Source organism: Exiguobacterium flavidum (assembly GCF_003344535.1).
GTDB lineage: Bacteria > Bacillota > Bacilli > Exiguobacteriales > Exiguobacteriaceae > Exiguobacterium_A > Exiguobacterium_A flavidum.
The window spans coordinates 22,780-45,196 of record NZ_QPKS01000007.1 but is presented as its reverse complement, the minus strand read 5'-3'; the positions used below and the strand labels follow the sequence as shown (position 1 = coordinate 45,196).

The window sequence follows — 22,417 nt, the reverse complement described above, 5'->3', positions numbered from 1 at the left end:
AACCTTACTCTAATAATGACTTTGCCTAATCGGACCAACACCTACACTCAACTCGGAAGAGAGGATTTACCTGATATGACACAACTTATCCCACAACAACAAACTGCTGAGAAAACGCTAGTCCGCGCCTGGTGGAAGGAAGCGACAGCTTACCAGATCTATCCGCGCAGCTTCTTCGACGCGAACAGCGACGGCATCGGCGACATCCCTGGGATCACGAAGAAACTCGACTACCTGAAGGACCTCGGCGTCGACGTCCTGTGGATCTGCCCGATGTTCAAGTCTCCGAACGACGATAACGGCTATGATATCAGCGACTACAAGGACATCATGGATGAGTTCGGTACGATGGAGGACTTCAACACGTTGATGTCAGAAGCGAAGAAGCGCGACATCAAGATCCTGCTCGACCTCGTCGTCAACCACACGTCGGACGAGCATCCGTGGTTCATCGAATCCCGTTCGTCGAAAGACAATCCGAAACGCGACTGGTACATCTGGAAGGATGCGATCGAAGGACGCGAGCCGAACAACTGGGAGAGCATCTTCGGCGGATCGGCCTGGGAGTATGACGAAAAGACGGAGCAATACTTCCTCCACGTCTTCTCGCGCCGCCAACCCGACCTCAACTGGCAGAACAAGGAGATGCGCGAAGCCATCTACGAGATGATCAACTGGTGGCTCGACCGCGGCATCGACGGTTTCCGGATCGACGCGATCAGCCATATCAACAAGAACCAATCGTTCGCCGACCTGCCGAACCCGCTCGGCATGCCGCACGTCCCGTCGTTCGAGATGCACATGAACGTCGACGGCATCCACGAATACCTCGAGGAGCTGAAGAACGAGACGTTCGCGAAATACGACATCATGACGGTCGGCGAGGCGAACGGCGTGACGCCGGAAGAGGCGGATCTCTGGGTCGGCCGCGAGAACGGCAAGATGAACATGGTCTTCCAGTTCGAGCACATGGACCTCTGGCGCGCGGACGCGGAGAAGGGCGTCGACGTCGTCAAGCTCAAGCAAGTGTTGACGAAGTGGCAAAAGGGACTCGAGGCGACGGGCTGGAACGCGCTCTACCTCGAGAACCACGACAAGGTCCGCGTCGTCTCGCTCTGGGGTGACGAGGAGAACTACTGGAAGGAGAGCGCGAAGTCGCTCGCGATGATGTACTTCTTCATGCAGGGGACGCCGTTCATCTACCAGGGTCAGGAGATCGGAATGACGAACGTCCAGTTCCCGGACATCTCGGACTACGACGACGTCGCGACGAAGAACATGTACGACATGCAGCTCGCGTCAGGGAAGACGCACGAGGAGATCATGGAAGTGATCTGGAACTCGTCGCGCGACAACTCGCGCACACCGATGCAGTGGACGAGCGAGACGAACGGTGGATTCTCGCCAGCTTCGCCTTGGTTCGGCGTCAATCCGAACTTCGCCGAGATCAACGTCGAGTCCCAGCTGCATGACGAGGACTCGATCCTCAACTTCTACAAACGGATGATCCAGATCCGCAAGCAGGAAGAAACGCTCATCTACGGCGAGTACGATCTGATCCTGCCGGAAGATCCGAAGGTGTACGCGTACACGCGGACGCTCGGGTCGGAACGCTTCCTGATCGTGACGAACCTGAAGGACTCGGAAGCCGTCGTCGACACGGATATCATCCTTCATTCGGACAACGTCGTCCTCAGCAACTACGGCGTCGAGTGGCACGAAGGTACGGAGCTGACGCTTCGCCCTTACGAAGCACGCCTTTACCGTTTCTAAACCATTCACGACGGCATCTCCGGGTGCCGTCGTTTTTTCTGTCCTTTGAGACGGGACACCGCTGCGCTAAAATGAACGGAAAGGGGATGAGGGAATGGACTGGGTCATGGAACGGTTAGAGGGTCGGGGCGTCGCGGGGCTGACACGCCTTACGGGCGGCTATACGAATGCGGCGTACGTGACGAAAGGGGAGACACCGTTCGTCGTCAAGGTCGGTCGCGACAAGGAGACGCTTGCGCGGGAAGCCGTCGTGCTCAAACAGTTGAAGGAAACAGGAATCGCGCCGCGCCTGCTTGACACGATCGAGACGGAGCAAGCCTTGCTCGTCCTGATGGAGTTTCGCGAAGGGGAGAACGCCCAAAAGCTGCTTGATACAGGGTTTCCCGCTATGTCGACGATCTATTTTCTGCTCGGGAAGGCACTCGCGTCGATCCATCAGGTGAAATGCGAGCTGCCGAAGGGCGAGAGCTGTGACTTCAATCAGCTCGACTTCCTCGACCGGCAGCTTGCGGACGAGGCGAGTACATGGGCGCGCGACGCCGGGCAGGAGGAGGCGGTGCTGATCCACGGGGACTACGGCATCCATAATGCATTGTTCGACGGGAATCAGGTGACGATCCTCGACTGGGAATGGGCGGAATCGGGAAGCCGTTACGGCGACATCGCATGGGTCTGCTGGTTTGCCGGCCTTCACTATCCGGAGCAAGCGATCCGTTTTGGCCGGGTCTTCCTTCAAGGATATCAAGCGGTCCATCCGCTGCATATGTCTGCCGATCTGCTGAAGGCGCATGCCGTCGAGCGGGTCGGACGCGTCCTCGGGCGGATCGCCCCGGATGCGATCGATGCGAGGAAGGAATGGGAGCGCCGGCTCGAGTGGACCCTTTCGACCGATTTGTTCGAACGAATCATCCCGGGCGAATGAAAAGGCGCCGCATTCGTGCGCCGGACCGAAAAATCGGGTACTCTAATGGATGAGGTGAGAAATATGAAAGCAACACGTTATCCCGTCCAGCTGCGTCAGGTGACGACGATCCGGGACGGAGCGATGAAGGAAGAGGTCATCATCGAGGCGATCGGCACGTTGTTCGAGACGAAGGACGGATATGCGCTCAAGTTCATCCAGGCGGACGAGCAACCGATCGAGACGGTGATCAAGTGGTCGGAGGACCAGGTCGCCCTCATCCGGAAAGGCCTCGTCGTCATGCACCACGTCTTCGTCATCGGCAAGCAGACGCGGAGTCTTTATGACAGCCAGTTCGGCCAGATGTGGATGAGCGCGGTGACGGACTCGATCGAGATGGGCGATGCACGGATGGCGTTTGCCTACCAGCTCGAGATGGACGAACAGCCGGTCGGCGACTACACGATTGAAATCACATGGAAACGGAGTGACGAAAATGGCATTTGAGAAGACGGTACGCGAGATGGAACAGATGCTCGAGCAGGATTGGTTCGAATGGCTCGAGAACGACGAGGCGAAATACGAGGAATGGCGCGATCAGCTCGAGGTGCTCGCAGAGACGGCGACGTCCGAGTTCACGCCGAGTGCTGATCCGGACGCGATCGATACGCTCCTCGGCATCAACGAGGAATTGCCGATCCTGTACGGAGAGGATGTCGTCCTGCTCTATACGACACTGCTCAAGTCGCGCAAGGAGGACGATTCCGTCTACGAGCGTTACTTGACGATCCTCGGCGCATTCACGGACGAGAACCATCCGGCGCTCTATGAGATCGAGAAGGCGCTCGAAGCGAAGGATTATACGAAGGCGCAAAAACTCGCCTTCGCCCTGCCGAAAGCACTCGGCCTCGAATGATACATCGACCTGTCCATCCCATGGGCAGGTTTTTTTCATGCGAACCTCCTCAAAAAAAATGAATGAATAGCCATTCATAATATGCTATACTCGAAGCAACACTAGCAGGGGGAAGGGGTCAGGGTTTATATGGGGACTTTTTTATTGATCAATTGGATCGCGTTTCTCGCGGTCATGGGATATGGCATCTATCTGTTCGCCTCGCTCGTCAAGAACAGGTATGAGGCGATCAAGCGCGGCAAGAAGGCCGAGTGGACGCAGACGAACAAGGAGCGGCTGAACGCCGTCCTCGTCAACGTCTTCGGCCAAAAGAAGCTGCTCAAGGACAAGAAGAGCGGCATCATCCACGTGATGATGTTCTACGGCTTCCTGCTCGTCCAGTTCGGGGCGATCGACTTCATCTGGAAAGGGCTCGCCGTCGGACAGAAATATCCGCACGTGCCGCTCGGTCCGGTCTATCCGGTCTTTACGTTCCTGCAGGAGATCGTCATGCTGATGATCCTCGTCGCGGTCGTCTGGGGATTCTACCGCCGTTACGTCGAGAAGCTCGTCCGCCTGAAGCGGAACTTCATGGCAGGGCTCGCGCTCATCTTCATCGGGGGACTGATGGTCGCAGTCCTGTTCGGGAACGGGTTCTTCCTCGTCTATGAGAATCATCTGACGGCAGGGGAGCCGGTCGCGTCACTGATCGCGATGGCATTCGGCTGGGTGCCGAAGGGCGTCGCGTTCGCGCTGTTCGTCTTCTTCTGGTGGGCGCACCTGTTGTTCCTGCTCAGCTTCATGGTCTACATCCCGCAAGGCAAGCATGCCCACTTGATCGCGGGGACGGCGAACGTCTGGCTCGGCCGGACGTCGAAGGTCGGGCGAATCACGCCGATCGACCTGTCCGTCATGGAAGAGATGGAGGACGAGGAGGCGGAGTTCAGCTTCGGCGTCAACCGGATCGAGGACTTCAACCAGAAGCAGCTCGTCGACCTGTACGCCTGCGTCGAATGCGGACGCTGTACGAACATGTGCCCGGCGAGCGGGACAGGCAAGATGCTGTCACCGATGGACTTGATCGTCAAGCTGCGCGACCACATGAACATGAAGAACGCGGCGATCACGCAGAAGTCGCCTTGGGCGCCGGCGTTCGCCTTCGAAGGATCGCAAGGCAACCAGATCGCCCGGCTCGCAGCAGCGGGACAGAACGTCGTCGCGGACGAGCTGATCGGAAACGTCATCACGGAAGAGGAAATCTGGGCATGTACGACATGCCGCAACTGTGAGGACCAATGCCCGGTCATGAACGAACACGTCGACAAGATCATCGACCTCCGTCGTCACCTCGTCATGATGGAAGGGAAGATGGACCCGGAGATCCAGCGGACGGTCGCAAACATCGAACGCCAGGGCAATCCGTGGGGGATGAACCGGAAGGAACGCGAGAACTGGCGCAACCAGCGCGAGGAGCTCGTCGTCCCGACGGCGAAGGAGAAGAAGAAGGCAGGAGAAGAGTTCGAGTATCTGTTCTGGGTCGGCGCGATGGGTTCATATGACAACCGCAGCCAGAAGATCGCGATGGCGTTCGCGCGCATCCTGAACGAAGCCGGCGTCTCGTTCGCGATCCTCGGGAACGACGAGAAGAACTCGGGCGATACGCCGCGCCGGATCGGAAACGAGGTCCTCTTCCAGGAACTCGCCGAGGCGAACATCAAGGCGTTCGACAAGTACGACGTCAAGAAGATCGTCACGATCGATCCGCATGCCTACAACACGTTCAAGAACGAATACCCGGACTTCGGACTCCGTCCTGAAGTCGAGGTCTATCATCATACGGAATTGCTCGCCCGCCTGATCGACGATGGGCGCGTCAAGCCGACGTTCGAGGTGAACGAGCGCGTCGTCTACCACGATTCGTGCTACCTCGGGCGCTACAACGACATTTACGACGCGCCGCGCTACATCCTCGAGAAGATTCCGGGGATTACGCTCGTCGAGACGGAGCGCAACCGCGAGAAGGGGATGTGCTGCGGCGCCGGCGGCGGCATGATGTGGCAGGAGGAGAAGGTCGGGGCACGCGTCAACGTCGCCCGGACGGAACAGCTCCTGACCGTCCAACCGTCCGTCATCGGATCCGCCTGCCCGTACTGCCTGACGATGCTCAGCGACGGGACGAAGGCGAAGGAGGTCGAGGAGTCGGTCGCGACGTACGACGTCGTCGAACTGCTCGAACGCTCGGTCGTCGGAACGGTGACGCGCGAAGCGGCTACCGTCTGACGAATTGAACGCATGGACGTCCGATATTCTCGGGCGTCCTTTTTCGTGCCATCTGAATCCTCCAAGGTGATTTCTTCGTAAAGAGGAAGGATTCGAAAAGACGGGAGAAGGCGGTGGAGCAGGATGGATATCGGGTTGTTCGCAATCGGACTGTTGCTGCTCGCGATCGCATATGCGGTCGGCGTCAAACAAATGACGTGGCTGCTCGCCGGTTTCAACGAGAAGGCGGTCAAGGGTAAGAAGTCACTCGCCAAGATTGCAGGCTTCGGATTCTTTTTGCCGATGGGCGTGTTTCTCGTCGTGATGAGGGTGGTTGAGGTCTAAAATGAGAGATACGTCGAGCTCGGTGCGATGGTCGTGCTGATTTTGATCGCCTACGTCCGCGTCAGTCGGCTGATGCGCAGCGAGACGAATCGGGGATGAGGACTTGACCGGAGCCCGCCTGAAAGCGGCAATATGAATGGCATGACAATGCAGATGGAAAGTAGGAATGAAAATGACGATCATGATTCAACCCTCAGCTGAGCAGATCAGCGCGTGGGTCAACGCATACGTCCCGGGAAAAGACTTTTACTTCCTTCGAGAGACGGACCTGGACCGGTTCAGAGATGACCTCGCCGGCGTGCTCGTCGTGCCGAGGGACGAATTCTTCAAACATCCCTCCTATCGGCAAGTCGGGCTCGCGAACAGCTACGAACACTGGAACATCTCACAAGAAGCCGCCTACGTCCTCGTCGCCCATCCGGAGTGGATCACATGGCTTTCCGCTGCGAAAAAGCAGGATTTGAACGCCCTGCAAGTCGAAATCGGCAGAGGCTTGGTCCTCCCTGTGCCTTCAGGCCAGTCGCTCGCCGAGTGGTATGAACACCTCGTCGAAGTACAGGGAGAGAGCTACTTGGTGCTTCATCGCGCCATGTGGAGCAGGATGCCGGACGAAATGAGAAGTGTCCTGCTCGCGGGATATGCCAAGGAGTGGGACGACTGGACGGGACAGGCACTTCCGGACAGGACACCTGCACACATACGGAGGTACGCGAATACGTTTCCGGTCACCTCCGGGAGCAACTGCCTGGCCGCGACCCTGTTCGCCGTCTCTGGACAAGAATGGTTCGTCTCCGAATGGGTGCACCAGCAAACGTTCCTGAAAGGACTTGAACAGGCGCATTATGGGCTGGCGGACCAGAAGGACGAATCGCGACTGGATGCCGGGGATGTCGTGACATGGGTGAACGCTGACGGAATCATCCAGCACGCGTCCTATCATGTCGGGGATGGGATGTTCTTCAACAAGAACGGCCAGACGTTCTTCCACCCGTGGAAGATCGTCGAGTGGGATGACCTCAAGGAGCAGTGGGCAGGATACAGCAGGAGGACGTACGAAAAGAAGCGTGGTCCTGAAGGAGAAGAAATCGATAGATGAGGGTGACTAAAAAGTCATCACGCGTCCTTCACTCGCTTTCCTCAGGCGAGACACAAGCAGCTAGATCCCTTTCCGAAGCGGAAAGGAAATCCGCGGCTTGTCTGTCTCTGACAGCGCGATATATCGCGCTTTTTCCTGCAGGAGCCGAGTGGGACGAGTGATGTCGACTGAACGAGAAAACGGGAGTGGATTCGAAGTCCACTCCCGTTTTTCGTTTACTGATCGATTTTTGAGTCATCCTCTCTGTCCTGCGGATCACATGGGCTGAATCGCAGGCGTCTGCGTTCTTTTTGTTTTTCAAGACACGCCTCGGGGTAAAAATGTGTATCGCATGTACAAAGAGGAGCGTGGACAAGTGGCCATCGAGACGAATGAAATCAAGCAGCAGGAACAGCTGCTGTCCTTTACGATGAAGAACAAGAACGGCGCGGAAGTCGAGATCCTGAACCGGGGCGCGACGATCCGGGCGATCCGGGTTCCGGACCGGGAAGGGAAGATCGAGAACGTCGTGCTCGCTTTCGATGCGATCGAGGATTACTTCGACAACCCGCACTACCTCGGAGCGACGGTCGGCCGTGTCGGCGGGCGGATCGGTCACGGCGCGTTCGCGCTCGACGGGATGAACTACGTGCTCGAACAGAACCAGGGCCCGCACCATATCCATGGCGGACGCAAGGGCTGGTCGAGCCGGATCTGGGAACACCAGGTCGAAGGCAACCGCCTGATCCTGTCGCTGCACAGCCCGGCCGGCGAGAACGGCTATCCGGGGACGGTCGACGTCACGCTCACCTTCGACTGGTCGGACGAAAACGTCCTGACGTTGACGTACGAGGCGGAGACGACAGCGGCGACGCCGCTCAGTCCGACGAACCACACCTACTTCAACCTGACGGGTGAAGCGAAAGGGACGATCGAACAGCATCTCCTGCAGATGGACGCGCCGTGCTATGTGCCGCTCGATGAGGAGGCACTGCCGCTTGGCGAACTCGTCCGTGTCGACGGGACCCCGTTCGATTTCCGGGAGAAGCGTCCGCTTCATGAGGTGACGCATGCGATTGACGAGGAGCTGACGCTCGCAGGCAACGGTCTCGATCATCCGTTCCTCTTGAAGGAGAACGGCCGGATCGTCCTCGACGAGCCGATCAGCGGACGGCGCCTGACGGTCGAGACGAGCCAGCCCGGAGTCGTCGTCTATACGGGCAACCATCTCGATGGTGATTTCACGGTCGCAGGGCGCAAGCCGACCGCATATCTCGGCATCTGCTTCGAGACGCAAGGACTGCCGGACGCGATCAACCAGCCGGAGTTTCCGTCGGTCGTCCTGCGGCCCGGGGAGCATTACCGGAAGGAGACGCTCTTCCATTTCTCCAGCATCGATTGACCGAAAAAAGAAAAATGAACGAGACCTCAAACCGGCCTCTCAAATATGGTAGGATTAATCGAGATATTCAGTAACGGAGGCAGAAAAAATGACTAAAATTGCATGGGTGACGGACAGCATGGCGTATTTCTCGAAGGAAGAGGCAGAGACGCTCGGTGTCAACGTCGTCCCGATTCAAGTCTTGTTAGGGGAAACAGCTTTCAACGAAAATACATTGACGGTCGAGCGGATGTTCCGTTCGCTCGAGGCGGACAAGAAACTCGTCGCGAAGACGTCGCAGCCGATCTTCGGGGAGTTCGTCGGCACGTATGAGCGCTTGAAGGAAGAAGGATACGATTGCGCGATCGCGGTCCACTGTACGAACGGGCTGTCGAGCACGGTCCACAGCTCGGCTTCGGCAGCGGAAGCGGCCGGCTTCCGTTCCTACATCGTCGACTCGCACACGGCTTTCGAGAACCAGCAGGAATTCATCCGCCAGGGGATGGCGCTCGAACAGCAGGGCAAGTCGGTCGAGGAGATCGTAGAGGCGCTCCAGGCACTCGCAAAGCGGACGCACTTCTATATGATCGTCGGCAACATGGAGACGATGCGCCGCGGCGGACGCGTCTCGTCAGGTGACCTGTTCCTCGCGAACCTGCTCAACATCAAACCGATCATCACGGTCGACGAGGCAGGGACGATCGTCCCGTTCAAGAAGGCACGTTCGCTCAAGAAAGCGTACGCCGAGATGGTCAAACAGATCGAGGACGTGATGAACGGCAAGACGTTCTTCAAGAACCGTCTCTACGTCGCGACGACGCTCGCGCCGGAGATGGCGGAAGACCTTCGGGCAGCCGTTAAGGCGAAATTCCCGAATCTTTCAGTGGAGAAGGGGACGTTCGGGCCTGCGATCGGAGCGCATGCCGGTGCGGAGACGGTCGGTCTGTTCTGGATCGAGGATTGATACAAAAATAGGAAGGCCTTGTTCCCCGGTTCAACGTGGGAGACAAGGCCTTTTTCGTGTTATCGAGTGAACGCAGCGAGGGTGATCAGAGAGAGAAATGCTCCTTGATCCGGAGCGCTGTCTCTGTCGCGTCCAAGTTCGTATTGTCGATCCGCACGTAGTGGGGGTGCGTGATCTCCCCTTCAAGCGAGTTCAGGCGGTAGATGTCCATCGTCGTCACGAGCTCGTTGTCGGACCAGGCGAGGTCCCGCTTCGTCGGCTTGTGTTCGAGCCGATTCGGTGTCCGGTTCCGCGCGAGGCGTTCGTCGACGTCCGCCTCGAGCTCTGCGATGCAGACGGTCGCGCCGTGCGTCTCGAACAGGTCCATCAACTCCTGGATGTAGTCCCAGTCCTCCTTCATGTCGAATGCCCAGACGAAGGTGAAGATCATTCCGGCGAGGTCGCTCGTTGCGACCGCCTCAAAGATTTCGCGGCGGAAAAGTCCGACGAGACGGCGTCCAGTGTCCGTTCCGTAGTCGAAGAAATGGCTGACGAGGTCGATCGTCATGTGGTTATGGAACAGTTTCAAGTCGGTCATCTTGGCGAGTTCCTGCCCGACCGTCATCTTACCGACGGCCTGCGGACCAGTGATGATCACGAGTTTCATGTGAATTCCCCCAAGTGGATCGTTTTTTTGAGAATTGTAGCATACGCGGAGGAATGCTTCCGTCTTTTCGAAAACAAGCTCACGTCCGCCGTAAAACCGGAAGCATGGGCTTGTTTTGCGTGCTTATCGAATATAATGTACACCGAGCCACATCCCGAGAACGGCGGCAAGGATACCGAGCGAATAGCTGGCGGCCAAATAGCCGATCAACAGCCGTTCATCGCGCTTTTGATAGAACTGCAGATTCTCGAGCTTGAACGTCGAGAACGTCGTGAAGGAACCCATGAATCCCGTACCGAGGGCGAGCATCAGCAGGCCGCCCTGTTCGCTTCCGGCGAGGAATCCGAGCGCGAATGATCCCGTAACGTTGACGAACAGCGTCGCGAACGGGAACTCGGTCTTCGTCCGTGCCTTGACGAACGTATTGATCGCGAAGCGGGAGATGGCGCCGAAGAAGGCGCCGATCGCTATGGCGAGGGCGCTCATGACGCTCCCTCCTTCGATGTATCATAGTGGCGCGACCCGATTCGGAAACCGAGATAGGAGAAGAGCAACCCGCCGAACAGGCTGAGCGCTACATACAGCCCTGCGAGCAGGAAGCGCGACTCCCGCATCAGCGTCACCGTCTCGACGCTGAACGTCGAGAACGTCGTGAACGAACCGATGAAGCCGGTCCCGAGCGCCGTCACCGCGTAACTGTGGAGCACCTTCGTCTTGAACAGGAAATGGGTCGCGTATCCGAGCAGGAAGCAGCCTGCGAGATTGATCAGCAGCGTCGCAAGCGGAAAGGGACCGCTCGCGAACTGGCCGACGGCGAGGCCGACGCCGTACCGGGCGAGGGCGCCGCATATGCCGGCGAGACCGACGAGAAGATAGAGCATCTCAAATCATCCTTTTGGCCGACTGGCCGTTTTCTAGCTTCACCATACGGTTTTTCCGGAAAAAACGTCAAGTTCGTTCTGACTTCTAAAAGGTAGGGGAATGACTTGAAATTCATTCCAATCGTGACGATAGGACCATATATGCACATTTCTTGCAAAGGGGTAGTCCAATGGTCTCATCATTCGAACGGTTCAGCACGAAGATTCTATCGATCCTGATTCCAGCCTTGATCACGATCGCGCATCCGCTGATTTTCCTGTTCCATAAGCTCGGATATGTCACGATCGACGTCTTTTATCAATTTTTAGTCGGCGGACTCATTTTGACGGCGGCACTCGTTGCGGTCTATCGCCTGATTGGCCACAAGCCGGCTGCGAAGTACGTCCAGATCGTCCTGACCTACGGCGTCTGCGCGCTCGTCATCCTGACGCTTCCGTCAGCGAGCATCTGGACGATCGCCTATCTCTACCTGACGATGTCGATCGTCTATCTGAGTCCTGCGCTCGTCGTCTTGGCTGGCGTCCTCGGTCTGCTTGAACTCGGACTGTTCACGTTCCTCGGGACGATTCGTTACGCGAATCCGTTCGACATCGCAGTCGCGCTCGTCATCTACCTGATGGTGTTCTCGGCAGCGCTGTTCGTTTCGAGCTACGGCAAGCGTGTCATGACGGAAGTCGCGCGCCAGCGCAAGAAGGCTGAGACGCATGCGACGGCTGTCGCGACGACGCTCGAGCAGTCCGCTGCGACAGCGACGGAAGTGACGACGCACGCAGGCGAGATGAAGGTGATCGTCGACGGGACGGAACGATCGCTCCGTGAGATCGGCTCCGCGATGTCGACGCTTGCGACCGACACGGCGCGTCAAGCGAGTGCCGTCCGCAGCATCCACCAAAAGAACGAGACGAACGTCCTCGCGATCGAAGAGGCAGGAAGCGACATCCGCACGGCGATCGAGCTGAGCGAGACGTCCTCGCATGCAGCCGCGACGAGCGGTCAGGCGATCGGCGAAGCGGAAGCCTCGCTCAAACAGCTGACGACGAGCATGGACGATTCGACGGCAGCTTTCAGCCAGCTCGCCGGGCGCTTCAAGGACATCGTCAACATCACCTCGAGCATCAACGCGATTGCGGCCCAGACGAACCTGCTTTCGTTGAACGCTTCGATCGAGGCGGCGCGCGCAGGCGAGTTCGGCAAAGGCTTCACGGTCGTCGCCCAGGAGATACGCAACCTGTCGGCTCAGACGGCGGCGGCCTCGAGTGAGATCAACGGCATCATCGAGCGTGTCGAGCAGGACGTCAAGGTGACCGGCCAGTCGATCGACGCGAGCACGTCGCTCCTGCGCGAGCAGGAGACACGGATGCGCGAGAGCGGCCAGGCGTTCGCCGTGATCAAGGAAAGCTCCTCGAAATCGGCCGAGGCGATCGGCTCCGTCGAAGGACGCTTCACCGAGATCACGAACAGCCTGACGGACATCACAAGCGCGACACGGCAGCTCGAGCAGTTCATGGACGCGCTCGCTCTCAGCAGCGGGGAGCTGTCTAGCTTGACGACCGAGAAGGAAGAGCAGATGCGCACGCTGCAGGAAGCGATCCATTCGCTGACGCATGCGGCGAATGAACTCGAGCGCAAATTGTAAAAACAGGAAGGGCTGCTTTTTTAACAGTTCAGATCACGTGGAGAAAACTTAAAGTAACATTGAATTTCACGACGAAACCGCTCGGAATGATTCCGAGCGGTTTTCGTATGTCTATCTCCATTCCTCCGCTAAAAGCCCGTATACAACGTGATCGACATACCGGTCATGTAGCCACTCTGCTTGTCTTAATTTGCCTTCCTCCGTAAAACCGAACCGTTCAGGAAGTGCTCTGCTTTTTATGTTTTCGGTAGCTACGCTTACCTCGATCCTATTAAGATCCAGTTCTTTGAATCCATAATCAATAATCGCTTCAAAAGCTCTGGACATGATACCTTTACCTTGAAAATTCTCTCCTAGCCAATAACCGACGACGCCGATTTTATTGTTTTTATCCAGGTCATTAAACCCTATTGTTCCTGCAATTTCTCCATTGTGAATAATGGCGAAGGATTTTGGGTGTCCACCATTTTCAGCAAATGCCTTCAATCTGGCACTGATATTTTGAGCAGTATCTTCCACAGTTTCAATGTAGTCGAGCCAACCAAGCCATTCTTTCAAATACGTCTTTGAGCTGATGGTTAAGTTGTAAAATTCTTCAGCATCGCTCTGATTCAGCATTCTCAATGAGACTTCCTCGTCAATCTTGTGTACTAACATTTTCTTCCCTCTCCCTAATGGTTATATATTTCCTTTATTTTGAATTTTCTATAATTATTCTAACATATATATCCCTATTTTCGCTGAACGGGTTGCTTTACCCGTTCAACCACAATAACTGGACTACTTCCTGCTTTTGGCAGCCTTTTTTTGGTGGATTAATAGGTGATCTTGACCGATACTTAGGTAGGTATATTCATTTGACGAAAAGGGGCAAACATTATGGTCTCACCACTGGAGAAAATCAGCATCAAGATCGTCTCGCTCTTGGTTCCGACGCTGTTGATGCTCGGGCATCCGATTCTGTTCATCTTCTACAAGTTCGACCTCGTCACCCTGACCGTGCTTTATCAGTACTTGATCGAGGGGACGGTCCTCAGCGTCGCTTTGTTCGTGCTGCCGCGTCTCTTCGGTGAGCGGCCATGGACGAAATATGTCCAGATTTTGCTCGCGTACGGGTTATTTGCCGTTTTGCTTCAGACGATTCCGGCAGAGACCATCCGGATCATGAGCTTTCTGTTCCTGATCATCTCCGTCGTCTACTTCACACCGCTGCTCGTCGTGCTCGCCGGAGCCGTCGGATTGATCGAGCTCGGGATAGCGGTCGCGCTCGAAAAACTCACATTTTCAGGCGCCCTCGAGCTGCTCGTCGCAGCAATCAGCTACGTGATGGTCTACGCCGGTGCGATTTTCGTCGCCGTTTACGGCAGACGCGTCCTGGAAGAGGTTCGTTTAGAACGCGAACGGGCTGAGCAACACGCGCTTGAAGTGGCCGCGACACTGGAACGCTCCGAGACGACGGCGAACCAGGTGACGGCGTCAGCAGGAGAGATGCGCTCGATTGCCGATGCGTCACGCCTCTCCTTCTCTGAGATCGGACGGGCGATGACGGCGCTCGCGCACGATACGGCGTCGCAACTGACGGCGGCCGGAAAGATCCTCCGCATGAACGAGACGAACAACGACCTGATCGGACAAGTCGGGGACGCCTTGCAGGAGACGATGCATTCGAACCGGGCATCGAGCGAAGCGGCAGAAACGAGCAGTACGGCAATGGAACTCGCCCGCCGCTCGATGGATGAGCTGACCCGCAGCATGGACGAGTCGATTGCGTCATTTGAACAGCTTTCGAAACGGTTTGATGAAATCGTCGCGATCACCTCGAGCATCAACACGATCGCCTCACAGACGAACCTGTTGTCCCTGAACGCCTCGATCGAGGCGGCACGGGCCGGCGAGTTCGGCAAAGGGTTCACCGTCGTCGCGCAGGAGATCCGGGCGCTTTCGACGCAAACGGCAGCGGCGTCCGCTGAGATCAGCCGGATCATCGGACAGGTCGGGCAGGATGTCGAACAGACCGGGCGTGCGATCGATGCGAGCGGGACGTTGCTCCGGACGCAAGGGGAGCGGCTTGAGGAAAGCGGACAGGCCTTCGCACGAATCGCTGAACGCTCCGTCCGCTCGACAGAGACGCTTGGCGATGCATGGATGCGCTTCGGTTCGATCCAGCAGAGCGTCGCTGACATCACGACGGCGACGCACGAGCTCGAACGGTTCATGGACCGGATCGCCCGCGAAAGCGGACAGCTGTCCGAAGTGACGCAGGCGAATGAGGTCCAGATGCAGGAGTTGCATGCGGCAATCGATGTGTTGACGACGGCAGCACGCGAACTGGAACGGAAACTTTGACGGCACGCTTTGCGTGTCGTTTTTTTGTGTTCAAAAAAAAGCACTGCAAATCGCGGTGCTTTAGCATGCTTGCCGGTTTCAGTCCGACAAATCCTCATTCTTGGTGATCGCACCCTCTGCATGAGTGACTTGGTCAAATAAACAGTTTCAAATACTCATCGAATATCTTGTTCATGACTTTAGGCGTGTTTTCCAAGTACACATTGATTTGTTCGACGTTCGATTCGAATTTGTCGGAGGCTGCTTCGTCTGTCGGGAAATCAGATATCCCCTTGATGATGATGCATTCCACATCATTCTTCTTGCAGATGTAGGCAATCGCGCCGGCTTCTGTATCGGCGATCGTGATTTCGTTTGCTGTAAGTTCCAGATAGTCCTTCCACATGACTACGGCTTTATCAGCGGTGCCGATCGTCCCGGTGTGAAAGTCATGGGCATACGGAGATAGATCGATATCTACTATGAAGGATTGTTTGATGAGAGGTTCGATTTCTTTGACGGTGCAATCATATTGAACGGCTTTATTCGGTACGAAAACATCTAAATTACTGAACGTGTCGTCGATTCCGGCACAGGTCCCGGCGACAATCACTTTCGTTAAGTCGAATTTAGAGATCATGTACTGGGTCCCGCCGACACCATTCACTTTGCGTACCCCGGTATTGTAGAAAACAAGTTCGTTTTCATCGATCGTCCTCATGAAATACTCGCCATACGGATAATCGAAACGTTCATCGTCTGTCACTTTGAAATATGCCAGTGATGCTTCGTACTCCCATTTCGTCGCTATACATATTCCTATCATCGATTCATCACCCTACAAATTTGATTGGTCACCATTAGACGTCCTTACAAGGCTTAGATTTCGTCTTGTTCCACGAATAAGAATGACATACTTCTAAAAACCTATTCGATTCAGCCGTCGCCAATTCCTTTTTCCGTTGAAGTGGGTGAATTTTTCGCAAGTATATTCGAGACATGATCATGATGATGGCGAAGCTGATAACCGTTCGAATAAGGGGCGCAAAGAAGAAGGGATTGAGCATCTCGAAGCAAAAACTGCTTGAAAAGAGCAGAGAGTTTAAGCCTCTGAGACAAGGTGATGTCAATGCAAAAAAATGACCGGGTCCAAAAAAAGACCTGCTAAAAAATATTAAACACCTCCGAATTTGCTGGCGCCTATACTGAGGACGTCAACAACAAACAAGGAGGAATTGAAATGAAAAAAGTATTGAAATGGATACTGTTCGCATTTATCGGTCTGGTCGTCCTGACGGCAATGTTCGGAAACGACGAAGAGGCGACAACGTCAAGTCAGACGGAAACGACGGTCGAGAAGACGGAAGCGAGCGCGAAGGAAGAACCAAAAGCGAAAGAAGAACCGAAAGCGAAGAAGAAGACAGAGAAGACGTACGGCGTCGGTGACGCGGTCAAGACGGGCGAGCTGACGTATACGGTCAACGGCGTCGAAGAGAAAAACCTGATCAGCAACATCCTCGGCGACAAGAAGACGTCCGGCAAGTTCGTCATCGTCGACCTGAAGGTGAAGAACGGCGACAAGGAAGAGCGCTTCATCGACGCGGAGATGTTCAAGATCAAGATCGGCGACACGGAGTACTCAGCGGACTCGGAACTCGACATGTACGTCAACGAAGGCGGAATCGGCTTCTTCCTCGAGACGATCAACCCGAACATCGAGAAAGAGGGCAAGGTCGTGTTCGAGGTGCCGGCTGACGCGAAGGGCTACACGCTCGAAGTATCGTCAGGCTTCGGCTGGTCGGGCGGCGAGTACGCGAAAATCAAACTATAAGACGAAAATGGGCTGCCCGCGGGTAGCCCGTTTTCGTTTCATGCGAAGGCTTGAGCGAACAGCCAGACGCCCGCAGAAAAAAGCAGGACGATCAGGACGAGCGCAAGCGCGAGAAAAGTGCGGATCGTGCTCGCCGGCCCCTCGATCGACCGGAAGGCGAAGACGGTGAAGACGAGCAGGACGAGTCCCGCGAAGAAGACGAGCGTCAGCGGATGGACGGGCAGCCCTTGGAGAAAGGGTGTGAACGAGCTGACGTACGCGAAGACGACGAGCAGACAGGCGAGAACGAATGCGATCCAATCGAATCGTTTCACGGCGTCTGTTCGACCCGTTCCGCGCTCATATGACGGGCGTGCTGCTCGCCCCAGGCGTTCATCGCATCGAGCACCGGCATGAGCGTCCGGCCGTAGTCGGTCAGCGAATATTCGACGCGCGGCGGGACCTCCTGGAAGACCTCGCGGCGGACGATGTCGTTGATTTCAAGCTCACGGAGCTGCGCCGTCAGCATCTTCTGCGTGATATTCGGGACGTTCCGCTTCAGTTCGCTGAAACGCATCGTGCCGTTCGTGATCAGTGACAGCAAAATCTTCGGCTTCCATTTTCCCGTCAGGATCTCGAGCGCCGTCTCGACGCGGCAGTCAGGCAGTCTCTCCATGTTCGTCACCCCCATTAGTATCGTTAAGGAAACTATACCACTTAATAGTGCCTACTTCCGCATTGCGGCACCGTCCCGCATACTGAAGACACATCGAAACGAAAAGGGAGAGAAACATATGTCGATCCATCCACACATCACACTCGGTCCGGTCAAGCTGCGCGTTCAAAATCTCGCGCGGGCGAAGGACTTCTACGTCAAGGCGCTCGGACTCTCAGAAATCAAGCAGGAGGACGGGACACTGTTGCTCGGCGCGAGCGGCACGCCGCTCGTCTGGCTCGAGGAGCACGCGGACGCACGTCAGCTTCCGCCGAACTCGGCGACCGGACTCTATCATTTCGCGATCCTCCTGCCGAGCAGGAAGGAGCTCGGCTTCGTCCTGCGCAACCTGATTGCGCTCGGGATAGACGTCGGTCAAGGCGACCATCTCGTCAGCGAGGCGTTCTACCTGAGTGATCCGGACGGCAACGGGATCGAGATCTACGTCGACCGGCCGCGCGAAGACTGGACGTACGACGCGGCGGGCAACGTCAACATGGCGACGAACGCCGTCGACTGGCAGAGCATGGTCGCCGAGGCAGGCGAAGACGTCTGGCACGGGATGCCGGCGTCGACCGTGATGGGGCACGTCCACTTCCACGTCAAGACGCTCGAGGACGGCAAACGGTTCTACCAGGAGGCGCTCGGCTTCGACGTCATGGCCGACTGGTCGCGGATGAAGGCGATGTTCCTGGCCGCAGGCGGCTACCACCACCACGTCGGGATGAACCTGTGGGCAGGGGAAGGCGCACAGGCCGTACCGGACGACGCCGTCGGACTCGACTGGTGGACGCTCGTCTACCCGGACGCTGCTGAACTGACGAAAGCGGTCGAAGGACTCCAAGCGAAAGGGTATGACGTCAAAGAAGGCGATGCTTATTACGTCACGGACGAGTCCGGGATCACGGTCCGCCTCACGACAAAAGAATAAGACAGAAAAAACGCATGTCCGCTTCTCCGCTGAAGATTCAGGGGAGGAGGAAGATGCGTTTTTCTTGTGCTCATGACTGTTGCTTGAAGGATTCCATCAGCTCATCCATCGGGACGCGCTGGCAGTTGAGATTCCAGGTGACGCCGAACGGGTCGCGGACGGCACCGTACGTCGCGCCCCAGAATGTGTCCGACAGATCCATGACGACTTCGCCGCTCGCGGCCAGCTTGTCGTACAGTTCTTTTTGTTCCGTGAGCTCGTCAATCGTAAGCGTCAGTGAGATGAACGTCTCGACAGGCACCTCATCTGACGGGCGGGCGTCTGATACCATCAGCTCGATGTCATCCGACTTCAAGTGTGCGTGAAGCAGAAGGTCTTCCGTGCCGGGTTCGACCTCGAAGCCGGGATCGCTGTAGCGGAGTAGACTGATCGTTTTCAGACCGAAGACTCCTTGATAGTAATCGACTGCTTTCTGACCGTTGCCGGCAAGCAAGAGATGGGGGATCGCTGCACTGCTCATGGGGAACACTCCTTTCAGAATGGGGAACGATATCTTTATTATACACGAACTTTTGTTCGTATTCAAGTGAGGCGTAAAAAAATCCTGCCCTTCGAAAAGAGCAGGACATTCGTTCAGCGTTCCTTCCGTTCCTTGTCGTCATACACGGCATCGACGAGCCAGAGCAGGCCGACCGCCATGAAGGCGACGAGCAGGATATCGAGCCATGTCTCGCGCAGCGGGACACCGATCATCTGCGTCGCGATCGTCGCGAGCAGGAAGAGGAAGGTGAAGAATCCGACGTAGCGGAACATGGGAAGCTCCTTTCGGCTCAAACTTTCGAAGGCGCTTCGAAACGTGCGAGCAGTTCATATGGTCGTACCTTGAAGGCGGCGAACGGCAGGTAGACCGGGTCGATCGCGTCGATGAGGCGGATCTTGAAGTGTTCACGCTTCAAGTAGTCGCCCGCGTTGTCGCGCGTGACCGGGAGGAAGGCGACTTCCGTCGTCTCGCCTTCTTGCGGGCTGAGCTCGCCCGAGACATACTCGCCGCGGAAGGCGACGCACAGTATGTGGGTCGAGACGTTCTGATAGAGACCGGTGATGCCGGTGATCTTGATCTCGATCCCCGTCTCCTCCTTGACCTCGCGGTGGATGGCGTCGATGATCGACTCGTGCTCCTCGACCTGTCCGCCAGGCATCTCGTATGTGTCGCCACGGTGCAGGTTCTTGACGAGCAACACCTCGCCCTTGTCGTTCGTGATGTACCCCGTCACGGTGACGATCGCGCGCGGCGGCGCATAGACGCCGGTCGCCGTCAAAAAGTCCTCGGACGAGCTGATGTAGAGGTCCTTGCCCATCCGTGCCCGTTTCTTCATCGCCTCGCGCCGGAGCGCGCTCGAGCGATAGTCCCGTTCGACCTGCTCATAGTGCTCGCGGTCTCGGTATTCCCAGATGGCGATGACCTCGTCCTGTGCCTCCGTCACCCAGCGTCCGACGAGCCGGGCGCCGTGGGAGACCTGGTTCGGGTAGAGATACGTATGGAAGAACTCGGTGAATTCAGCTAAGCGTTCAGGTCGGATCTTATACGTCTTTCGGCGGTGGAACATAAAAACTCCTCCTTCGATTGTCGATCTCTTGAGAAACGGGACGTCAAATGGTCTGTCCTTCCCCTCTTTTCGAGAAACGGAAGGGGAAACCCTCTTTTTCAAGCGTGGCGAATGCGTGAAATTCGGGAAGAAAACGATTAGACTTAGGGACAGAGAAAGAGGAGGCTGAAACCATGTACCGACCGACACACCCCTATACGTTCGTGATGGACTTCGAGACGGCGAACCAGTCGAGCGCGAGCATCTGCGCCTTCGGCTGGGCGATCGTCGAGAGCGGCAAGATCACCCATGTCGACCAGGTGCTGATCAATCCGGAGGACCGATTCTCGGGCTGGAACATCAAAGTCCACGGCATCCGCTCGTCCGACGTCGCGAACGCTCCGACGCTGCCTGAGATGCTCGACATGTACGAAATCCACGAGCTGATCCGCGGCGCTGATCATGTCGTCGCCCACAACGCGAGCTTCGACGTCGGGGCGCTCAAGGGCGCGCTCGCGAAGTACGGGCTCGACGACTTCCCGCACTTCACGTTCAGCTGTACGCTGAAACTCGCGCGCAAGGTCTATCCGTTCCTGCCGAACCATAAGCTGAACACGCTCGCGGACCACCTCGGCATCACGCTCAAACACCATGACGCGGCGGACGACGCGCGCGTCGCGGCCGAGCTGCTGCTCGACATGCTGCGCCAGACGAGGACATGGAACATCGACGAACTGAACCTGAAGCTTGGGCTCAGACCGGGTTACCTGCGCGGGATGGATTACAGCTATTTGAAGTGAGGCGTGCCGAGAGCACGTCTTTTTTGGAAGGGGGAACAAGCATGAAGCGAATCCATATCGTCGGTCCGGTCGGCAGCGGCAAGACGACGCTCGCGCGACGCCTGAGTAAAGAAATGGGCGTCAAGCATACGGAAATCGACAACATCGTCTGGGAGAGACAGGCGGGCGGCGACAGACGCCGAAGCGAGGAAGAACGGGACGCCCTGCTCGAACGTATGACGAGCGAGGAGAGCTGGGTCATCGAAGGAACGCATATCGGCTGGACAGAAGTGTGCTTCGCGCGCGCCGACCGCATTCTCGTGATGACGCTGCCTGAGAAAACGAGGCGCCGCCGGATCGTCCTGCGTTTCCTCAAGCAAGTCGCAGGCGTGGAGCAGGCAAACTACCGTCCGACCGTTAGCATGCTGCGCAAGATGTTCCGTTGGAGCCGTGACTATGAAACGATCCATTACGCCGAGCTGCGCAAGCAGCTGCTCCCGTATGCGGAGAAGGTACGTGATTTCGATGGCACGGAGCCGTTCGAGGACGAAAAGGGCCGCCCGGTCGAGTGACGGGCGGCCCTGTGTTCATTTCTTCGAAGTCGAATTGATCGGGTAGGCGAGGTCGTCCGGCGGATCTCCGTTCGGATAGTCGTTCTCCTTGCCTTTCATGACCGGACGTCCCTTCGAATTGATATAGGCCGCGACGTCGACCGCCTCCTGACGGCTCAAACCGCCCGGCTGGACGCCACCCATCGTCTCTTTCGGCATGTAATTCTGGATGAAGCCCGCCGTCGTCCGGAGACGATTCATCCCGGCACCGTCATTGTAGGAGTTCTCTCCGAAGACGGCGAGCCCGTATTGCTCGGCCTGATCCGTTCCGTGACAGGCGATGCAGGAGTTTTCATACACCTGCTTGCCGTTCGACAGATCAGGCTCCGGCATCTCGCCTTCGAGCGCGATTTCGGTCCAAGGTCGCCCCTTGATCCCGTCAGGCGTATCTTTCGAGATATAGTCGAGATAGGAGACCATCGCCTGCATCTCCTCACCGTCGAGGTCGAGCGGTTCGCCGTTCATGCTGCGTTTGAAACAGCCGTTGATCCGCTCCTCGATCGAGACGACCTTGCCGGCCCGTTTGTTGTATTGCGGATATTCCTTCGTCACCCCGACGAGGTCGAGCGATCCGCCGACAGCACCGGTCGCGTGGCAGCTTGCACAGGACATCGTATTGCCGGTATGTGCCGGCAACAGTCGGCTCGTCGAATTGATGTAGTTGCGTCCCTGTTTGATCTGTGCAGCGTTCGGTTCGGCATCCACCTCGTTGAGACTAGGTGCCTTGGCAGGTCCGATCGCTGAACCTTCAGGCGGAGCAGCCAGTTTCGTCCACGCAAGGATGCTGACGATCAGCACGAATGCCGTGATGAAGACCCATTTGTAGTTGTACACGTGATTCCTCCCCCTAAATGTGAAAAATGTGTGAATTACTCTAAGGCGATTGTAACACTTGGGATTTTT

The 22,417-nt window shown here is 56.7% G+C and carries 26 protein-coding genes; 15 read left to right on the top strand and 11 right to left on the bottom strand.

The genetic code is table 11. From position 1 onward, the window contains the following. Positions 1 to 75 precede the first annotated feature (75 nt). The 9 genes from DFG60_RS08255 to DFG60_RS08215 all read left to right on the top strand — a co-directional run bounded on the left by DFG60_RS08255 (position 76) and on the right by DFG60_RS08215 (position 9,593). Positions 76 to 1,773: a glycoside hydrolase family 13 protein gene (locus DFG60_RS08255; protein WP_114571286.1), complete on the top strand. Its 1,698-nt coding sequence runs from the start codon at positions 76 to 78 to the stop codon at positions 1,771 to 1,773. Between the two features lie 94 nt (positions 1,774 to 1,867). Then, a complete protein-coding gene (locus DFG60_RS08250; protein WP_114571285.1) occupies positions 1,868 to 2,695 on the top strand; it encodes a phosphotransferase family protein in 828 nt (275 codons plus the stop codon). 63 nt (positions 2,696 to 2,758) lie between these two features. After that, on the top strand, positions 2,759 to 3,181 hold the full coding sequence (locus DFG60_RS08245; RefSeq protein ID WP_232818676.1) for a DUF1934 domain-containing protein: 423 nt from the start codon (positions 2,759 to 2,761) through the stop codon (positions 3,179 to 3,181). Further along, positions 3,171 to 3,590: a hypothetical protein gene (locus DFG60_RS08240; protein ID WP_114571283.1), complete on the top strand. Its 420-nt coding sequence runs from the start codon at positions 3,171 to 3,173 to the stop codon at positions 3,588 to 3,590. Before DFG60_RS08245 ends, DFG60_RS08240 begins: the two co-directional genes overlap by 11 nt. Positions 3,591 to 3,719: 129 nt before the next feature. After that, entirely contained in the window at positions 3,720 to 5,849 is a 2,130-nt protein-coding gene (locus DFG60_RS08235; RefSeq protein WP_114571282.1) for a (Fe-S)-binding protein, read from the top strand. A gap of 123 nt (positions 5,850 to 5,972) precedes the next feature. After that, complete coding sequence (locus DFG60_RS08230; protein ID WP_114571281.1) at positions 5,973 to 6,173, top strand: hypothetical protein; 201 nt, start codon at positions 5,973 to 5,975, stop codon at positions 6,171 to 6,173. 172 nt (positions 6,174 to 6,345) lie between these two features. Continuing rightward, positions 6,346 to 7,269, top strand: a complete 924-nt coding sequence (locus DFG60_RS08225) for a hypothetical protein (protein ID WP_232818675.1) — start codon at positions 6,346 to 6,348, stop codon at positions 7,267 to 7,269. Positions 7,270 to 7,624: 355 nt separating this feature from the next. Beyond that, complete coding sequence (locus DFG60_RS08220) at positions 7,625 to 8,650, top strand: aldose epimerase family protein (protein WP_232818674.1); 1,026 nt, start codon at positions 7,625 to 7,627, stop codon at positions 8,648 to 8,650. Positions 8,651 to 8,738: 88 nt separating this feature from the next. After that, the gene (locus tag DFG60_RS08215) at positions 8,739 to 9,593 is read left to right on the top strand and encodes a DegV family protein (protein ID WP_114571278.1); all 855 of its coding nucleotides are present in this window, start codon (positions 8,739 to 8,741) and stop codon (positions 9,591 to 9,593) included. A gap of 85 nt (positions 9,594 to 9,678) precedes the next feature. On the opposite strand, the gene DFG60_RS08210 is transcribed toward DFG60_RS08215, so the two are convergent. The 3 genes from DFG60_RS08210 to crcB (DFG60_RS08200) form a co-directional block, all read right to left on the bottom strand. Next, positions 9,679 to 10,239 carry a DEAD/DEAH box helicase family protein gene (locus tag DFG60_RS08210; protein ID WP_114571277.1) on the bottom strand — a complete coding sequence of 187 codons (561 nt, stop codon included), beginning with the start codon at positions 10,237 to 10,239 and terminating at the stop codon, positions 9,679 to 9,681. 123 nt (positions 10,240 to 10,362) lie between these two features. After that, the gene (crcB, locus tag DFG60_RS08205; protein WP_114571276.1) at positions 10,363 to 10,725 is read right to left on the bottom strand and encodes a fluoride efflux transporter CrcB; all 363 of its coding nucleotides are present in this window, start codon (positions 10,723 to 10,725) and stop codon (positions 10,363 to 10,365) included. Further along, complete coding sequence (gene crcB / locus DFG60_RS08200; RefSeq protein WP_114571275.1) at positions 10,722 to 11,120, bottom strand: fluoride efflux transporter CrcB; 399 nt, start codon at positions 11,118 to 11,120, stop codon at positions 10,722 to 10,724. The genes crcB (DFG60_RS08205) and crcB (DFG60_RS08200) overlap by 4 nt, the downstream gene beginning before the upstream one ends. 170 nt (positions 11,121 to 11,290) lie before the next feature. Between crcB (DFG60_RS08200) and DFG60_RS08195 the strand changes: the two genes are divergently transcribed. After that, complete coding sequence (locus DFG60_RS08195) at positions 11,291 to 12,757, top strand: methyl-accepting chemotaxis protein (protein WP_114571274.1); 1,467 nt, start codon at positions 11,291 to 11,293, stop codon at positions 12,755 to 12,757. Positions 12,758 to 12,868: 111 nt separating this feature from the next. Here DFG60_RS08195 and DFG60_RS08190 read toward each other — a convergent pair whose 3' ends face one another. Next, positions 12,869 to 13,414, bottom strand: a complete 546-nt coding sequence (locus DFG60_RS08190; RefSeq protein WP_114571273.1) for a GNAT family N-acetyltransferase — start codon at positions 13,412 to 13,414, stop codon at positions 12,869 to 12,871. Between the two features lie 222 nt (positions 13,415 to 13,636). Here DFG60_RS08190 and DFG60_RS08185 point away from each other — a divergent pair, with 222 nt between their 5' ends. Next, the gene (locus DFG60_RS08185) at positions 13,637 to 15,103 is read left to right on the top strand and encodes a methyl-accepting chemotaxis protein (RefSeq protein WP_114571272.1); all 1,467 of its coding nucleotides are present in this window, start codon (positions 13,637 to 13,639) and stop codon (positions 15,101 to 15,103) included. A gap of 133 nt (positions 15,104 to 15,236) precedes the next feature. Here DFG60_RS08185 and DFG60_RS08180 read toward each other — a convergent pair whose 3' ends face one another. Further along, positions 15,237 to 15,908 (bottom strand): 5'-methylthioadenosine/S-adenosylhomocysteine nucleosidase family protein, encoded by a 672-nt coding sequence (locus tag DFG60_RS08180; RefSeq protein ID WP_114571271.1) that lies wholly within the window; start codon positions 15,906 to 15,908, stop codon positions 15,237 to 15,239. Between the two features lie 414 nt (positions 15,909 to 16,322). On the opposite strand from DFG60_RS08180, the gene DFG60_RS08175 reads away from it, so the two are divergent. Next, entirely contained in the window at positions 16,323 to 16,913 is a 591-nt protein-coding gene (locus tag DFG60_RS08175; RefSeq protein WP_114571270.1) for a DUF4352 domain-containing protein, read from the top strand. 38 nt (positions 16,914 to 16,951) lie between these two features. Here DFG60_RS08175 and DFG60_RS08170 read toward each other — a convergent pair whose 3' ends face one another. Both DFG60_RS08170 and DFG60_RS08165 read right to left on the bottom strand, forming a co-directional pair. Beyond that, on the bottom strand, positions 16,952 to 17,227 hold the full coding sequence (locus DFG60_RS08170; protein ID WP_114571269.1) for a hypothetical protein: 276 nt from the start codon (positions 17,225 to 17,227) through the stop codon (positions 16,952 to 16,954). Continuing rightward, on the bottom strand, positions 17,224 to 17,568 hold the full coding sequence (locus DFG60_RS08165) for a winged helix-turn-helix transcriptional regulator (protein ID WP_114571268.1): 345 nt from the start codon (positions 17,566 to 17,568) through the stop codon (positions 17,224 to 17,226). The genes DFG60_RS08170 and DFG60_RS08165 overlap by 4 nt, the downstream gene beginning before the upstream one ends. A 118-nt stretch (positions 17,569 to 17,686) precedes the next feature. Between DFG60_RS08165 and DFG60_RS08160 the strand changes: the two genes are divergently transcribed. Beyond that, positions 17,687 to 18,538: a VOC family protein gene (locus DFG60_RS08160; RefSeq protein WP_114571267.1), complete on the top strand. Its 852-nt coding sequence runs from the start codon at positions 17,687 to 17,689 to the stop codon at positions 18,536 to 18,538. A gap of 70 nt (positions 18,539 to 18,608) precedes the next feature. On the opposite strand, the gene DFG60_RS08155 is transcribed toward DFG60_RS08160, so the two are convergent. The 3 genes from DFG60_RS08155 to DFG60_RS08145 all read right to left on the bottom strand — a co-directional run bounded on the left by DFG60_RS08155 (position 18,609) and on the right by DFG60_RS08145 (position 20,145). Then, a complete protein-coding gene (locus tag DFG60_RS08155; RefSeq protein WP_114571266.1) occupies positions 18,609 to 19,058 on the bottom strand; it encodes a VOC family protein in 450 nt (149 codons plus the stop codon). A gap of 113 nt (positions 19,059 to 19,171) precedes the next feature. Continuing rightward, complete coding sequence (locus tag DFG60_RS08150) at positions 19,172 to 19,351, bottom strand: hypothetical protein (RefSeq protein ID WP_114571265.1); 180 nt, start codon at positions 19,349 to 19,351, stop codon at positions 19,172 to 19,174. A gap of 17 nt (positions 19,352 to 19,368) precedes the next feature. Continuing rightward, positions 19,369 to 20,145, bottom strand: a complete 777-nt coding sequence (locus DFG60_RS08145) for an NUDIX domain-containing protein (RefSeq protein WP_114571264.1) — start codon at positions 20,143 to 20,145, stop codon at positions 19,369 to 19,371. 173 nt (positions 20,146 to 20,318) lie between these two features. Here DFG60_RS08145 and DFG60_RS08140 point away from each other — a divergent pair, with 173 nt between their 5' ends. Continuing rightward, positions 20,319 to 20,924: a 3'-5' exonuclease gene (locus DFG60_RS08140; protein ID WP_114571263.1), complete on the top strand. Its 606-nt coding sequence runs from the start codon at positions 20,319 to 20,321 to the stop codon at positions 20,922 to 20,924. A gap of 41 nt (positions 20,925 to 20,965) precedes the next feature. Next, on the top strand, positions 20,966 to 21,475 hold the full coding sequence (locus DFG60_RS08135) for an AAA family ATPase (RefSeq protein WP_157964508.1): 510 nt from the start codon (positions 20,966 to 20,968) through the stop codon (positions 21,473 to 21,475). 15 nt (positions 21,476 to 21,490) lie between these two features. Here the strand turns inward: DFG60_RS08135 and DFG60_RS08130 are convergent, their stop codons facing one another. Next, entirely contained in the window at positions 21,491 to 22,348 is an 858-nt protein-coding gene (locus DFG60_RS08130; protein WP_114571261.1) for a c-type cytochrome, read from the bottom strand. Between the last annotated feature and the right edge of the window lie 69 nt (positions 22,349 to 22,417).